The organism is Rhizorhabdus phycosphaerae (assembly GCF_011044255.1).
Classification (GTDB): Bacteria; Pseudomonadota; Alphaproteobacteria; order Sphingomonadales; family Sphingomonadaceae; genus Rhizorhabdus; species Rhizorhabdus phycosphaerae.
In genome coordinates this window covers 1,312,896-1,327,431 of record NZ_CP049107.1, presented here as the reverse complement: position 1 = coordinate 1,327,431, position 14,536 = coordinate 1,312,896, and the positions used below count along the sequence as shown (strand labels likewise).

The window sequence follows — 14,536 nt, the reverse complement described above, 5'->3', positions numbered from 1 at the left end:
ACGACCTGCCCCAGTCGGCAAAACGAGACCTTTTTAACCGACATAGGGCGCGCAAATGATGGTGGGTTCGATCTGAACTCGCTTGGCTTGGCGAGTTGGTTATGGTCGCGACTATCGAACCGTTTTACGCTGTCGAACTCAGCAAGCTCGCCCATAAATTGGCGGCCGAGGGACGCTCGATCATTCATATGGAGTTTGGCCAGCCTGCGACGGGCGCGCCCGCCGCTGCCATCGCTGCCGCGCATCGCATACTCGATAACGACGGCATGGGATATTGGGAGAGCGCGGCCCTGAAACAGCGCATATCCGGCCTTTACGCCGATCGTTATGCAGTGAGCGTCGACCCGGAGCGGGTCATCTTGACCTGCGGTGCGTCGCCCGCGCTCGTGCTTGCGCTCTCCTGTCTGTTCGAACCTGGCGATCGGATCGCTTTCGCCCGCCCCGGCTATGTCGCCTATCGCAACACCGCTAAATCGCTGTATCTCGATCCTGTCGAACTGGAATGCGGGCCGGCGCAACGGTTCCAACTAACGGAAGCTGCGCTTCGCGCGCTCGATCCCCAGCCGTCAGGCCTGATCATTGCTTCGCCCGCCAATCCGACCGGCACCATCATCGCGCCCGAGGAAGCCGAAGCCATCGCAGCCCATTGCCGCCGCCATGGCATCGCAATCATATCCGACGAAATCTACCATGGTCTCGCGTACGGCTCACGGGCGCGCTCCATGCTGGAATTTGCGCCGGACGCGCTAGTCATCAACAGCTTCTCCAAATATTTCAGCATGGCTGGCTGGCGTCTGGGTTGGCTGATTGTGCCGGATCATCTGATAACGCCTGCGCGCGCCCGGATGGGCAATCTCTTTCTCACACCGCCCTCACTCGCTCAGCACGCTGCCTTGGCTGCGTTCGACTGCAGCGACGAACTGGATGCGCACCTTGCCACCTACGCGCGCAATCGCGATCTGCTGCTCAAAGCGCTTCCCGAACTTGGTCTCAATCGGATCGCCCCGCCCGACGGGGCCTTCTATGCCTATGTGGACATCTCCGATTTTACCGACGACAGCGTGGCATTCTGCACCCAGATGTTGCTCGATACCGGTGTAGCGACGGCTCCCGGCGTCGATTTCGATCCCGTTGACGGCAGGCACCACATGCGATTCAGTTTCGCGCTGTCGACGGCGGAGGTCGATGAGGCCCTCGCGCGGATCAGACCGTGGTTTGCCATGCGGGCCATAACGGCCGGATAGCTCGCGACGCTTTGCCGAAATCCCGCGTCGAGGCATTGCAGAGCGGGCGTGCTCCACTGTCTTCCGACGAACAGCTCACGCCCCAAAATGTCAACTCCTACCCTTGCCCGACTTTAGGGTCCGCCATGAGAGATGCCTGTCCTTGCGTCTCCGAGCCTGGGGATGACGCTGGCTCGGGGGCGGACAGTCCGGCCTCTCAGCCAGGATGACGGGGGCTCATCAACATCGTTTATGCGACCGCACGGAAGGAAAGAATTTCAATGAACGACCAAGGCCAAGATCAACCCTGGCAGTGGCCTGACCAGGAATGGCGGCGCTTGGTGAATCGCGTCCGGGCGGGTCGGGCGTTGCGACCCAAAACATGGAAAGGAGGCGCCAGGTTTGCCGTGGCTCTGTCCTTCGACTCCGATCACGAGACCAACGAACTGCGCGATGGCGCGCAATCGATCAACCGGCTGTCATGGGGCCAATATGGCAATCGCGTCGGAGTGCCTCGTATCCTTGCGGTGCTCGAGCAACATCAAGTCTCCGCCAGTTTCTATGTGCCGGCGGTCACCGCGCTCCTTTATCCGGACGAGCAGCGCAGGATCATCGACGCCGGCCATGAAATCGGCCTGCACGGCTGGATCCACGAACGCAACTCAAAGCTGAAGATCGAGGACGAGCGTGAGCTGATGCTGCGCTCGATGGAGACACTGGAGAAGATCACCGGCCACCGACCGACGGGTATGCGCTCACCGTCGGGAGATTTCTCAAACAACACACTCGCTCTGATCCGCGAATTGGGGCTCGCCTACGATACGTCTCTCGGTGCTGACGACGACTGCTATGAACTAGAAATGGATGGAGAGCCAACCGGAATTGTCGAAATTCCGTTCGATTGGGTGCGCGACGATGCGGTGTATTTTCTCATGGATCGCTTCAGTGGGTTGCGTCCCTACACCCCGCCGTCAGCCGTGTTCGACATCTTCAAGCGCGAAATGGACGGCGCGCACGCGGACGGTGGGCTGTTTGAGCTCACCATGCATCCTCACGTCATCACGAACAGGTCGCGGATATGGATCGTCGAGGAACTCATCCAATATGCGCGCAGCCTTCCGGGCGGCGTCTGGTTTGCGCGGCACGATGAGATTGCCGCCTATGTTGTAAAGCACTCGGAGAATCCATGAGCGTCTGCAGCTTTTCGTCCGGTGTGAAAACACAGATCAAGCCCCGAACCAAAGAACTGGCGTCGTTCGCTGCGACCCTGCCCAGCGAGGACATTCCAGCCAATGTGACCGCGCGGGCGCTCGACCTGACGATCGATCTGATCGGGTCAGCGGTACGCGCCGCCCGCGACGCTGAATCGACCCCTGCCATTCTGGCGACGGTTCATCGGCTGGGTCTGTCTGGTGATCCGCTCTGCACAGTGTTTGGACTGGACCGCCGCTACGGCCCTGCGGCGGCAGCCCTTCTCAATGGCGCGTTTGGCCATTCGCTCGATTTCGACGACACACACGCTGACAGCTCGCTTCACCCAAGCGCGCCTGTGGTTCCTGCGGCATTAGCAGCCGCGCAGATGACCGGCGCAACCGGAGCGGAGCTGCTCACCGCTATCGTGATCGGCTATGAAGTCTGCTGTCGTCTCGGCAATGCGCTCGATCCCACAGCGCATTATGCACGCGGCTTCCATCCCACCGCTACTGCCGGCGTGTTTGGGGCGTGCGCCGCCGCGGGTCGATTGCTCAAGCTGGACGACCAGGCGATGGTCTCGGCGTTTGGCATTGCCGCAAGCCAGGCCTCCGGTTCGCTCCAGTTTCTCGCCAATGGTGCCTGGAACAAGCGCTATCAGGTCGGCGAGGCTGCCATGAAAGGCATCATTGCAGCGACGCTCGCGTCTGAAGGATTTGTCGGGGCGGACGATGGAATCGATGGGAAGCATGGTTTCCTGTCGGGCTATAGCGACGCCAGTGATCCGGAATTGGCGGTAGCGGGATTAGGTCATGTCTGGGAAACTACGCGCATTGGAGTGAAGCCTTACCCCGCCTGCCGCTACACGCACGCGGCCGTGGACGGTCTTTTGAACTTGATGCGAACCGAACACATATCGCCAGCAGCCGTTAAGTCCGTAACGGTTGGCCTGCACAGCAACGGGATCACCCTTGTTGGCGCACCGATGGCCAAAAAGCGGCGACCCCGGAATATCGTTCAGGGGCAGTTTTCGATGCCCTTCGCAGCTGCCGTCACACTATTGCGCGGTAGGTTTGGCTGGGACGATTACGAGCTTTTGGGACGGCCAGAAGTGGATGCGATCTGCGATCGGATTTTTGTGAAGCGCGACACGTCACTTGAAAATGCACCGCATCCATTCGGGGCAACGCTGGAGGTTGAAGTCGGCGCGCATCGGTTTCATCGAACAGTTGCCGACCCTTCAGGGGAACCGGCAACATTTCCCACGCAAGATCAGATTGCCGACAAGTTCTTGTTGCTTACGCAACCGGTGTTGGGTTCGGGGGGTATGGAGCTCCTTGAGAAACTGCGAAAATTACCCTCCACAGCTCGCATCGGACAAAGGCTTTGATTGCGTGAGTGAGATGTCGTGGGTGCAAGATCCGAAGGCTGTAGGCGGCACGGAATAGGTTGGCCAAGTGATCGGGCGCAGTCACGCTAGCGGACGTCAAAGACGGAACCTACGCCCGGACTTCACTCAGCTTGAAACGTTCCTTAAGGTCGCTGAGACGCGGAGCTTTGCTGAGGCGGCGCGTCAGTTGGGCGTGAGCCAGCCCGCCGTCAGCCAAACCATCTCGCGGCTCGAAGAGTTGTATGGGGGTGACCTGTTCGAGCGTCGGCGAGGTGCTCCGGTGGCGCTCACACCCATTGGCAGCGCTATTCTGCCGAAAGCGAAACTGCTGCTTTTCACGGTCGACCACCAGATTGAGCGGGCGCTTGCCACAGCACAGAGTTATGAAGGCACGCTGTCGATCGGATTTTATGCGGGGCTCGCATTCGGTCCTTTGACCGACGCGATTGCTGAGCTTCGCCTATCACGACCCGATGTAGGATTGCAGATAGTAGAGTCTTCTCCAGCTGAGCTTCGTCGTGCACTTAATGAACGTTCATTAGATATCATTTTCACAGCTTACCTATCTGAAGCACAAGGAAGCACAAATGATTGGGAAAGGCTCTGGATGGAGCCGATTGTAGTCGCCCTACAAGCCACTCACGCGCTGTCAAAAAGAGAAAGTGTTACATGGGATAACCTATCCTCCCTTCATCTGATGATGCGCTCGCATGGTGGCGATCTCACTGCTTATCGCGCAATTGCGGCACGGATGGGGGATCGCCCATTCAACTGCGATTTGCACGACGTTTCACGTGGTACACTGATTGAGTTGGTTAGATTGGGACTTGGGTCAACTATCTCTTTCGCGTCAGCCGTGATCCCGCGCGACGGAGTAATATTCCTTCCAATAATCGACGATGGCGCGCGAATAGGAATTGATGCTATCTGGCCTCGGAACGACCGCAATCCACTGCGTCATCAGTTACTTTCCCTCGTGCGCAAGCACGCAGCGTGCTAACATCGTTTGCGCTTTTGAGTACCCGGCGGGGTCAGCAACTCATTCGGACTCACGCCAAGCGCATCCGCAATCTGGCCCAGCAACGTCACGCTCGGCGACACCTTCGAGCGCTCGATCGAGCCGAGGTAGCGTGTGCTGATGCCGAGAAGGTGCGCCATATCCTCTTGGGTCCGACCTGTCTCGTTCCGAATCCGTCGGAGATTGTTCGATAAAACTTCCTTCAGGTCCATCCGACACTAAATCACAGTGTCGGAACGATCGTTCTAGGAACGATAGTTCCTATTCGTTATGGCTGGATCATACCGTCCTCGATCAACCTTGGAACCTCAGATGCCATTGTTCTTACCCTGCGAGCGCACTGCGGAGGCCGAGCGGCTTATCGATCTTGCGCGAGCGCTTCTGGACGAGCCAGAAGAAGAAATCGTGGTCAACTACCTCGATCACGCCGTTGAAGCGTTGAGGATCATTTCCGAGCAGCAAGCCGGACGTATCAGCCGTCCGCTCGCTCCCTAGGCACCCCACACTACGGCGATGGTGATAGCAGCAGATCGCGATCCACAAGAACCCGTACCCGCGCGCCCGGACGAATTGTGATCGTCTGCTGGACGTCGAGCTGGCGGCTGACGATCTTGTCGCCGGCGCCTTCCACCGATCGGCCCGCGCTCTCCCGGATGGCGTAAGCGATGTCGTTATTACTGCCGCCGCGCGACGTCGCGGCATTGGCCCCGACCCCGAACAGCGTCGAAAGCAACCCCGCCACCAGCAATTTACCGGTGTGGCCGTTCACGCGGTCAGTAAATCCAGATTGACCCGCCGGGTCGGTACCGATCATCCGGTCGAGATCGATCGAACGGCCACCGGGAAAGATCATCCGCGTCCAGACAACCAGGGCACGCGTCTGCCCGTAGGTGACGCGGGCATCATAAGTGCCGATTAGCCGCGTGCCCTGAGGAATCAGCCGGCTCCGGCCGGTCGCACTGTCGAACACATCCTCTGTCACCTGGGCCACGACCTGGCCGGGAAGGTCGGAAGACAGCCTGGTGATGAGGGCGGCGGCGATCGTCGATCCGGCTGAGATCACATAGCGACCAGCGGGCGCGTTCAACCTGCCACTGTTCACGATCGGCTGCGCTGCGCCACCGACCACGAACGCCGCCTTACGATCCTGCGCATCGGCGTTTCCGGCGCGCGCATCATTGCTGGGCGCTTCTCCGGGAAGCGCGGCGACGGGTTCCGGTGCGGAGGCTACGGCTCTCACGCCGTCGCCCGCGCCGGCGAACAGCTTGCTCGACCGCGCACTGTCGCGTTGTTGTCGACGACGCTGCTGGTCCGCCGCTGCTTCATTATTGACGGGAGCCGCTGATCCGGATGCAGGGCCGGAAGGCGGCTGCGGTGTGACCGGCTCGGTCGCAGTCGCCGGCACCGCGACACCGGCGGCGGCAGTCCGAGCCAAATCCCCATAGTTTTTCGGCGCATCGGCAAGCGCGTCGGTATTGCGGCGTTCAACAGACACAGTTTCCTGAGTGACGTCGGTGCGACGGCTCATGGTCAGACTGTAGCCGAGCGCCGCCGCTACCCCGAGCGCGCTGACCCCGGTGAGCGTCACCAGCGCCTTGCGCGATAGCCGCCGCGGTGTTGGCGCGGGTGCGCGGGTCGCGATCGGCGGCCGCGCCGCCGGATCGACCGGGCGATCGTCGGGACCGCTCATTTGCCGGTCTCCCGGGCACGCGTGCGCTCGATCCGCACGATCTGCTGTTTCTTCGTACCCAGCCGCAGCTCCGCGACGGAGAATAACCGGTCGACCACCATGTAGCGGCCCGACATCCGATAGTTGACCAGTTCAGCCTTCTTCCTCTCGCCGATCAGGAACAGCGGCGGCAGTTCGCTCTGCGCGATCGTGACCGGGAAGAGGATGTAGGTCTTCGCGCCGTCGTCGAACACCTGGACTGGTTTCCACGCCGGATTGGCTCCCGTCAGCCGATAGGCGAAGTCGAGGTTGGCCGGATCGATACCGGTCTGGACCTGTGTGTTCGCCACCGCGTTCGCGGCTTCGATCCGGGCGCGCACCGCGATCAGCTCATCCTGGGGATAGGACCAGCCGACGCTCGCCATATAGATGCCGGGCGTCGAACGGAGCTCAATGTGATAGGTGCGCCTATCGGTGTTGATGACGAGATTGGTGCGGATGCCGGGGTCGGTCGGCTTGATCAGGATATGCGTGCGGCGGCCGGTGCCGGTGCCGCTCGCCGCCTCGCCGATCACCCAGCGCACGGTGTCGCCGGAAGCGACCGCGCCGGTGTCTGACAGCGTCTCACCCTCCTGCAGCATAATGTCGGTAACCTGGCCCACCGCCGCGTAGACCTGGTAGAGTCCGCCCGGCGCATAGACGAACAATTGCGTCGCCCCCTGCCAACCGGCAGCGCGGGGACTGACCCGAGCCGCCTCGGTTGCGGCCGCGACCGGACGTACGGATGCCGGCGTCGATTGCGCGAACGCAGGCATAGCGGCGAGCAACAAGGGCGTGGCGAACAAGGAAGCAAGTGGGAACGGGCGCATGATCATTCTCCAAGATCCTGGGACCAGTTGATGGCGTGGACGTAGAGGCCGAGCGGGTTGCGGCTGAGTGTCGCTGCGTCGCTTGGGGATCGGACCACGATCGTCAGGACCGCCGTCCAATGGGTCGTGATGCTGAGCTGGCCATGGTCGTAATGACGCTCGTCCCAGGCGACCCGGAAACTGTCGGCGGACGCCCGCACGACATTCTTCACATCGACCGACACCTGTTTGTCGGCGAGATCGGCGAACGGATCGCTGGCGCGCGCATATTCATTGAGCACCGCAGCACCCTGCTCGGTCGTGAAGTCGTAGGCCGCGGCGAGGTTCTGCCTGAGCACGATCGCATCGGCGGGACGTGACCGCACATTCTCGATGAACCGCGCGAGATGCCACGCGATCTGCGGATCAGTCGGGCGGAAGTTGGAATCGGCCGGCGACACCGCGCGTGCGGCGCCCAGCCGGTCAACCTCGACGACATAGGGCACGATCTTGCTGCCGAACCGCAGCCTCAGATTGTCGGTCACCGACAGCGACAGGAGCGCGGTCGCGCCGAACGCCATCAGCCGCCAGCTATGGGCCTGCGCGCGCGACGAGCCGATGCGATCGTCCCAAGCCTGGCCGGCGCGCTGGTAAGGGGTTTCAGGGGTCGGCTCGCGCCCGAGGCGCGATGAGGGACGACGGAACGGGTTCATGAGCGATCCTCCAGCGAGATGTGAGCCGAGCCGCCGTGATGGTCGGCCGAGCGAAGGGTGTGCGCCGCCATGGTCGCGCCCTGGACCATTGCTTGCCGGCGGCGCAAGCGCTTCGCCCAGGCGGGAGCCGGGGTTTCCGCCGGGGCCGCAGTGGAGGAGCCGGCCGCTTCGACGGCGAGCGGTTCCGGCGCTGCACCGCTTTCAGTTCTGCCCTGCGGCGCGGAGGCCGAGCCGTCATCGACAGCACTGCCGCCGCTCGATCCGCCCCCCGGCGCTCCGGACGGCGGGGGAACCGTCGGAGCGCCGCCCGTCGGCGCCTGGGGAGCTGGCGGCGCAGGCGGGGATCCACCGCCCGCCCCGGGGGCGCTGGGCGAGCCGGAGGACCGGGAAAGGGTGGAGGCGGCAGCCGATCCCGTGCGGCTGGCAAGCCCGGCGGCGCCGGCGACGCCCATCGTGGCCGCGGCACCAATCCCCGCGACCGTTGCGCCGGTCGCAACTGCGGCGCCAGCACCAAGCTGGGGACCGCCTGAAATCAGGCCGGAGGCGATGCCAGGGCCGAAGATGGCGAGCCCGAGCAGCGTCAGCGCGGCAAGCGCGAGACTGACCACTTGTTCGATCGTCGGCTGCGCGTCGCCGAAATCGATCACGAAGTCGCGGAAGATGGTCGAGCCGATGCCGATGATGACGGCGAGCACCAGCACCTTGACGCCGGTCGCCATCACATTGCCGAGCACGCGCTCGGCTAGGAAGGCGGTGCGTCCAAACAGCCCGAACGGCACCAGCACGAACCCGGCGAGCGTCGAGAGCTTGAACTCGATCAGCGTGACGAAAAGCTGGATCGCGATGATCAGGAAGGCGAGCAGCACGATCGCCCAGGCGATCAGCAGCACCGCGATCTGCACGAAGTTGGTGAAGAAGCCGACCGGCCCGACGAGCAACGATGCCTGGTCGAGCAGCGGTTGTCCCGCATCGATGCCAATCTGCGCGATCTTGCCGGGATGGAGCAGATCGTCCGGGCTACCCGAGCCAGCCGCCTTGAGGCCAATCCCCGAAAAGCTCAGATAGATGATCTTGGCGAGGCCGTTCCAGTTCGAGATCAGGAAGGCGAAGAAGCCGACCTGCAGCGTTTTCTTGACCAGCCGCGCCACGACATCCTCGCCGTCGCCCCAGGTCCAGAACAGCATGGCGAGCGTCACATCGATGACGATCAATGAGCTCGCCAGAAACCCAACATCGCCGCGGATCAGCCCGAACCCGGAATCGATGTAGCGCGCGAAGAGATCGAGAAACCGATCGATGACGCCCGTGCCTTCCATGGCTCAGCGCTCCAGCGGAGTAGAGGGTGTAGGATCGCCTGTGCGCGCGGGCGGCGCAGCGGACCCCACCGGCTGGCGGTCGGCGGGCGGAAGATATGTCCGGCTCTCGCCCATGAAGCGGCGTCGGTTTACCTCCCATGCGGCCTGGCAGCGCGCATCGACGGTGTCGGCCGGCAGGATGCGGCACCGCGCCAGTTCGGTGCGCAGTGGATCGGCGCCGGCCGGTGCAGCCGTGCCCGACCCGTCTCCCACCGCATAGCGCGACGCAGGCGGCGCCTGGTCGCGGGTCGCGACCAGGGCGACCACGCCAGTCGTCGCCACCGCGGCGGCAATCGCCACCGATCGCCAGCCGAGCCGCGGCAAGCTGCGCCCCACCGATCGTGTCGGCCCCTCAGTCACGGAACAGCGTCACGCTCTGGGGGACGTAGCCGCGCCCGGGCGCCAGGAAGCGGCGGGTCTGCTCGCGGCCCTGCGCCTCGTCGGCAGCAGCGCGGGCCGCCTGGACGGCGGCTGCGCGCGATTGGGCCGCGACCATCGCGGTCAGGTCCGCCAGCTGGCGGGTCTCAAGCGCCAGCAACTGATTGCCGGCCTGTGCCGCTTGCAGCGCGCCCGTCGCGCTTTGGCTCGCCGTGACCAGCGTCGAGGCCTGATCGCGCGTGCCATCGATATTGCCGGTGACCGTCGCACCGGTGCGTAGCGCATCCTGATAGGAGGCCAACGCGTCGGTCCAGCGCGTCTGCGCATTAGCGACGAGATCGCCCGACGAGGTGCCGGCGAGCGAGCCCGAGGGGTAGCGCTGGCTGAACACCTGGTCGATGTTCTGGACGTTATAGGCGATCTGCTGCGCCTGCTGGATTAGCTGCCGCGTGCGGTCGATGTCGCGCTGGATGCTCGACAGCATGCTGGTCGGCAGGTTCGCGAGGTTGCGCGCCTGGTTGATCAGGCTCTGCGCCTGATTCTGGATCTGGGTGATCTGGTTGTTGATCTGTTGGAGGCTGCGCGCCGCGGTCAGCACATTCTGCGCATAGTTGGTCGGGTCGTAGACGATCCCACCGAATTGGGCCTCGGCCGGTGCTGTCGTCATCAGCGCGATGGCAGCGGCGCCGATGACGAGAATGGATTTGCGGAAGCGGGTCATGCGTAGGTCTCCTGGGGTTCAAGGGATTCAGGGATGAGATGGTCGGCGGCCCAGGACAGGCCGCGGTGGCGCACCCAGGCCGCCGCAAAGCCGTCAGGCCCGTGCGCTTCGAGAAGCGCCGTGATCGCATTGAGATCGGTGCGCGACGACGCGGCGGCGAAGGCCAGCGCGACCGGCCCGAGCCCCAAGTCGAACAGCCGGTTGCCGAGCGCCGACTGGCAATAATAATCGCGCTTGGGCGTAGCGCTCGCGATGATCTCGATCTGGCGGTCGTTGAGGCCGAAGCGTCGGTAGACGCCCATGATCTGCGGTTCGAGCGCGCGCTCGTTGGCGAGGAACAGCCGCGTCGGACAGCTCTCAATGATCGCGGGCGCGATCGCCGAACCTTCGATATCGGCAAGGCTTTGCGTAGCGAAGATCACGCTCGCATTTTTCTTGCGCAGCGTCTTCAGCCATTCCTTGAGCTGGCGGCCGAACAGCGGATCGTCGAGCGCGAGCCAGCCCTCATCGATCAGGATCAGGGTCGGCCGTCCGTCGAGCCGCCGCCCGATGCGGTGGAAGAGATAGGCGAGCACCGCCGGCGCGGCGGGCGTGCCCACCAAACCCTCGGTCTCGAACGCCTGCGCGTCGCTCTCCCCGAAATGCTCGACATCGCCATCGAGCAGTCGCCCATAGGGACCGGACAGCGTGTAAGGCGCGAGCGCACGCTTGAGGCCCGATGCCTGAATGAGCACCGTAAGCCCGGTGAACGTGCGCTGCGCGACAGGCGCGTCGGCAAGACTGCCCAGCGCCGTCCAGAGGTACTCCTTCACCTCGGGCGTGATCGCAAATTCCTCGCGGGCGAGGATCGCGGCCAGCCAGTCGGCCGCCCAGGCGCGTTCGTCGAGCTCATCGATCCGCGCCAGCGGTTGCAGCGATACCGGCGCGGCATTGCCGCCGAGCGCGCCACCGAGATCATGCCATTCGCCACCGACACCCAGCGTGGCGGCGCGGATCGACCCGCCATGATCGAAGGCGAATATCTGCGCGTCACTATAGCGCCGGAACTGCAGAGCCATGAAGGCGAGCAGCACGCTTTTGCCCGAGCCCGTGGGACCGACCACCAGCGTGTGGCCGACATCGCCGACATGCAGCGAGAAGCGGAACGGTGTCGCGCCTTGCGTGCGAGCGTGGAATAGGGGCGGCGCGTTGAAGTGTGCGTCCCGGTCGGGACCGGCCCAGACCGCCGAGACCGGCATGATGTGCGCGAGATTGAGCGTCGACACCGGCGGTTGGCGGACATTGGCGTAGGGGTTGCCCGGCAACGAGCCCAGCCACGCCTCGAGCGCGTTCAGCGTCTCGGCGATGCAGGCGAAATCGCGACCACGGACGATCTTCTCTACGCCCGCGAGACGCAAGTCAGCGTCCCGGGCCGTGTCGCCCAGCACCGTGATGGTGATCGTGACATAGGCGTAGCCGGCGATATCGGCGCCGAGATCCTGCAGGGCGGCATCCGCCTCGGCCGATTTGTTCGCGGCGTCGGTATCGACCAACACGCTCGCCTCGTTGGTCAGCACCTCCTTGATGATCGCAGCCAGGCTCTTGCGCTTCGAGAACCAGAGCCGACGAATGCGACCCAGCATCCGCTGCGCCGACACCTTGTCGAGACAGATCGCGCGCGTCGTCCAACGATAGGCGAAACCGAGCCGGTTGAGTTCGTCGAGCATCCCCGGCACCGTCGATGCCGGGAAGCCGGTAATGGAGAGGCAGCGAAGGTGCTTGCTTCCCAGTTGCGGCGTCAGACCGCCCACCAGCAATTCGTCGGCGAGCAACGCATCGAGATGCATCGGCGTTTCGGGCACCGCGATCCGCTGATCATGGGTCGAGATCGTCGAATGCAGATAGGTCAGCGTCTCGGCATCCGACAGCCAGGTGGCCTCGGGCATGACGCCCTCGATCATGTCGAGCAGCCGTCCCGTATCGCGCTCGAAATCGTCGAGATGGTCGGCCGCTGTAGCAACGCCCTCAGCGCCGCCTTCGTAGAACAGCGACGAGGCTTTCGCCGTATCGTCGGCCGGGGGGAGCCATTGAAGCGTCAGATAGAAAGCGCTGGTGAAATTGGGCCGGGTGATATCGCCGCCCTCGAACTGGTCGCGCCGCTCCTCGTCGATCAGCGCAGAAACGGGATCGGCAAAGCCGTCCGATATCGGATAGCCGGGCGATGGCTTGCGCTGCGCCTCGACATAGATCGCCCATCCGGTCCCGAGCCGCTTCAGGGCGCTGTTGAGCCGGCTCGAGGTGGCGATCAGCTCGGCCTGGGTCGCGCTGTCGAGGTCGGGACCGCGAAACCGCGCAATGCGCAGGAAGCTGCCGTCCTTGTTTAGGATGATGCCTGGCGCGATCAATGCCGCCCAGGGCAGGAAGTCGGAGAGCCGCGACGCGCGGCGAGCATGTTCGCGCAGGAACATCATGGAGATCAGCTTTCGAAGAGAGTGGGAAGCGCCACGTGGCGGCGGGCGACAGGGAGGATCTGCGGGTCGCGGCGTGCGGCGAACACGGCGAGGCCGTGGCCGACAAGCGCCATCACGATGCCGGCGATCCAGAGCCGAAGCCCGATCCCGACGGCGGCCGCGAGCGTCCCGTTGACGATCGCGAGCGCGCGCGGGGCGCCGGCCAGCAGGATCGGCTCGGCGAGCGCCCGATGCACGGGCGCCGCGAACCCAGGCAGATCCTCCTGCATCAGACGAGTGCCCCGCCGCCGAAGCTGAAGAAGCTCAGGAAGAAGGACGAAGCGGCGAACGCCACCGACAGGCCGAAGACAATCTGGATCAGCTTGCGGAAGCCGCCGGACGTGTCGCCGAATGCCAGCGTCAGGCCGGTGATCACGATGATGATCACACCGATCACCTTGGCGACCGGGCCCTGCACCGAGTCGACGATCGACTGGAGCGGCGTCTCCCAGGGCATGCCGGAGCCTCCCGCCCAAGCCGGCGACGAGGTGAGTATTGCGGCCGCGACGAGGCTGGCACGCTGAAGTTTCTGCAGACGGGTCATGAAGCTGCTCCTGTGGCAAGGTGGACTGGGAGAAGGCGGTAGCTGCCATCGGGCTCGAGCCCTTCGACGCGGACGAGCTCGGACAGGCGGCGTTCGGGCCCGCGGCCGGTCAGCACGGCGATCACGTCGATCGTCTCGGCGATCAGCGGGCGGGGCACATGGGCGATGGCTTCAAGGATCAGCTGCTCGAGCCTGTGCAGCGCCGCAGTGGCGGTGCCGGCGTGGATCGTGCCGATGCCGCCCGGATGGCCAGTGCCCCAGGCTTTCAAGAGATCCAGCGCTTCGGGACCGCGCACCTCGCCGATGGGGATGCGATCGGGGCGCAGGCGGAGACTGGATCGCACGAGATCCGTCATCGTGACGCCGGGCGCGGTCCTGAGCGCCACGACATTCGCGGCATCGCAGCGCAATTCGCGGGTGTCTTCGATCAGGATGATCCGGTCTTGACCGCCCGACGCGACTGCCAGCAGCGCGTTGGTGAGCGTCGTCTTGCCGGTCGACGTGCCGCCGGCGACCAGGATGTTAGCGCGGGTCTGGACCGCCTGCGCGAGATAGGCCGCTGCGGTCGCGGTCATCGTGCCGGCAAGGACATAATCGGCCAATGCGAGGGGCAGGCTTGCCGGTCGCCGGATTGAGAAGACCGGCTCCATCACAACCGGCGGCAACAGCCCTTCGAACCGCTCGCCGCCCTCGGGCAACTCGGCGGATACTCGCGGTGAACCGCGATGGACTTCGGCGCCGACATGATGGGCGACGAGCCGGATGATCCGCTCGGCTTGCATCGGCGACAGCCGTTCTTCGGTCTCCGCCATGCCGCTATCGAGACGATCGACCCAGAGCCGACCATCGGCATTGAGCATCACCTCGGCGACTTCTGGCGCGTCGAGCCAGGCCGCAATCGCCGGACCCAGCGCGCTCTTCAGCATCGCGGTGCCGCGTGCATGAACGATGGCCGATGGCTGGGTCACTTGGGGCTGTCTCCGTTGGTTCGGACCGC

The 14,536-nt window shown here is 64.1% G+C and carries 16 protein-coding genes; 4 read left to right on the top strand and 12 right to left on the bottom strand.

Features of this window, described 5'->3' with window-relative positions:
* The first annotated feature begins 101 nt into the window (after nucleotides 1–101).
* From G6P88_RS06065 to G6P88_RS06050, 4 genes are all read left to right on the top strand, one after another.
* Complete coding sequence (locus G6P88_RS06065) at nucleotides 102–1,244, top strand: pyridoxal phosphate-dependent aminotransferase (RefSeq protein ID WP_165322346.1); 1,143 nt, start codon at nucleotides 102–104, stop codon at nucleotides 1,242–1,244.
* Between the two features lie 260 nt (nucleotides 1,245–1,504).
* Nucleotides 1,505–2,413 carry a polysaccharide deacetylase family protein gene (locus G6P88_RS06060; protein WP_165322345.1) on the top strand — a complete coding sequence of 303 codons (909 nt, stop codon included), beginning with the start codon at nucleotides 1,505–1,507 and terminating at the stop codon, nucleotides 2,411–2,413.
* Nucleotides 2,410–3,804, top strand: coding sequence for an MmgE/PrpD family protein (locus G6P88_RS06055; RefSeq protein WP_165322344.1), 1,395 nt, complete (start codon nucleotides 2,410–2,412; stop codon nucleotides 3,802–3,804). Before G6P88_RS06060 ends, G6P88_RS06055 begins: the two co-directional genes overlap by 4 nt.
* 67 nt (nucleotides 3,805–3,871) lie before the next feature.
* On the top strand, nucleotides 3,872–4,804 hold the full coding sequence (locus tag G6P88_RS06050; protein ID WP_165322343.1) for a LysR family transcriptional regulator: 933 nt from the start codon (nucleotides 3,872–3,874) through the stop codon (nucleotides 4,802–4,804).
* Here the strand turns inward: G6P88_RS06050 and G6P88_RS06045 are convergent.
* The 12 genes from G6P88_RS06045 to trbB form a co-directional block, all read right to left on the bottom strand.
* Nucleotides 4,801–5,034 (bottom strand): helix-turn-helix domain-containing protein, encoded by a 234-nt coding sequence (locus tag G6P88_RS06045; RefSeq protein ID WP_165322342.1) that lies wholly within the window; start codon nucleotides 5,032–5,034, stop codon nucleotides 4,801–4,803. The two genes, G6P88_RS06050 and G6P88_RS06045, sit on opposite strands and share 4 nt — an antisense overlap.
* 112 nt (nucleotides 5,035–5,146) lie before the next feature.
* Nucleotides 5,147–5,284, bottom strand: a complete 138-nt coding sequence (locus G6P88_RS20205) for a hypothetical protein (RefSeq protein ID WP_206335880.1) — start codon at nucleotides 5,282–5,284, stop codon at nucleotides 5,147–5,149.
* 43 nt (nucleotides 5,285–5,327) lie between these two features.
* Nucleotides 5,328–6,512: a TraB/TrbI/VirB10 family type IV secretion system protein gene (locus tag G6P88_RS06040; protein WP_165322341.1), complete on the bottom strand. Its 1,185-nt coding sequence runs from the start codon at nucleotides 6,510–6,512 to the stop codon at nucleotides 5,328–5,330.
* Nucleotides 6,509–7,366, bottom strand: coding sequence for a P-type conjugative transfer protein TrbG (trbG, locus tag G6P88_RS06035; protein WP_165322340.1), 858 nt, complete (start codon nucleotides 7,364–7,366; stop codon nucleotides 6,509–6,511). The genes G6P88_RS06040 and trbG overlap by 4 nt, the downstream gene beginning before the upstream one ends.
* Nucleotides 7,363–8,052, bottom strand: a complete 690-nt coding sequence (gene trbF / locus G6P88_RS06030) for a conjugal transfer protein TrbF (RefSeq protein WP_165322339.1) — start codon at nucleotides 8,050–8,052, stop codon at nucleotides 7,363–7,365. Before trbF ends, trbG begins: the two co-directional genes overlap by 4 nt.
* Nucleotides 8,049–9,368, bottom strand: coding sequence for a P-type conjugative transfer protein TrbL (gene trbL, locus G6P88_RS06025; protein WP_165322338.1), 1,320 nt, complete (start codon nucleotides 9,366–9,368; stop codon nucleotides 8,049–8,051). The genes trbF and trbL overlap by 4 nt, the downstream gene beginning before the upstream one ends.
* Before the next feature lie 3 nt (nucleotides 9,369–9,371).
* On the bottom strand, nucleotides 9,372–9,743 hold the full coding sequence (gene trbK-alt, locus G6P88_RS06020; RefSeq protein WP_206335879.1) for a putative entry exclusion protein TrbK-alt: 372 nt from the start codon (nucleotides 9,741–9,743) through the stop codon (nucleotides 9,372–9,374).
* Between the two features lie 16 nt (nucleotides 9,744–9,759).
* Complete coding sequence (gene trbJ, locus G6P88_RS06015) at nucleotides 9,760–10,506, bottom strand: P-type conjugative transfer protein TrbJ (protein WP_165322337.1); 747 nt, start codon at nucleotides 10,504–10,506, stop codon at nucleotides 9,760–9,762.
* A complete protein-coding gene (trbE, locus tag G6P88_RS06010; RefSeq protein WP_165322336.1) occupies nucleotides 10,503–12,956 on the bottom strand; it encodes a conjugal transfer protein TrbE in 2,454 nt (817 codons plus the stop codon). The genes trbJ and trbE overlap by 4 nt, the downstream gene beginning before the upstream one ends.
* A 5-nt stretch (nucleotides 12,957–12,961) precedes the next feature.
* Nucleotides 12,962–13,225, bottom strand: a complete 264-nt coding sequence (locus G6P88_RS06005; protein WP_165322335.1) for a VirB3 family type IV secretion system protein — start codon at nucleotides 13,223–13,225, stop codon at nucleotides 12,962–12,964.
* Nucleotides 13,225–13,539, bottom strand: coding sequence for a TrbC/VirB2 family type IV secretion system protein (locus G6P88_RS06000; protein WP_165322334.1), 315 nt, complete (start codon nucleotides 13,537–13,539; stop codon nucleotides 13,225–13,227). Before G6P88_RS06000 ends, G6P88_RS06005 begins: the two co-directional genes overlap by 1 nt.
* The gene (trbB, locus tag G6P88_RS05995; protein ID WP_165324935.1) at nucleotides 13,536–14,465 is read right to left on the bottom strand and encodes a P-type conjugative transfer ATPase TrbB; all 930 of its coding nucleotides are present in this window, start codon (nucleotides 14,463–14,465) and stop codon (nucleotides 13,536–13,538) included. Before trbB ends, G6P88_RS06000 begins: the two co-directional genes overlap by 4 nt.
* Nucleotides 14,466–14,536 lie beyond the last annotated feature (71 nt).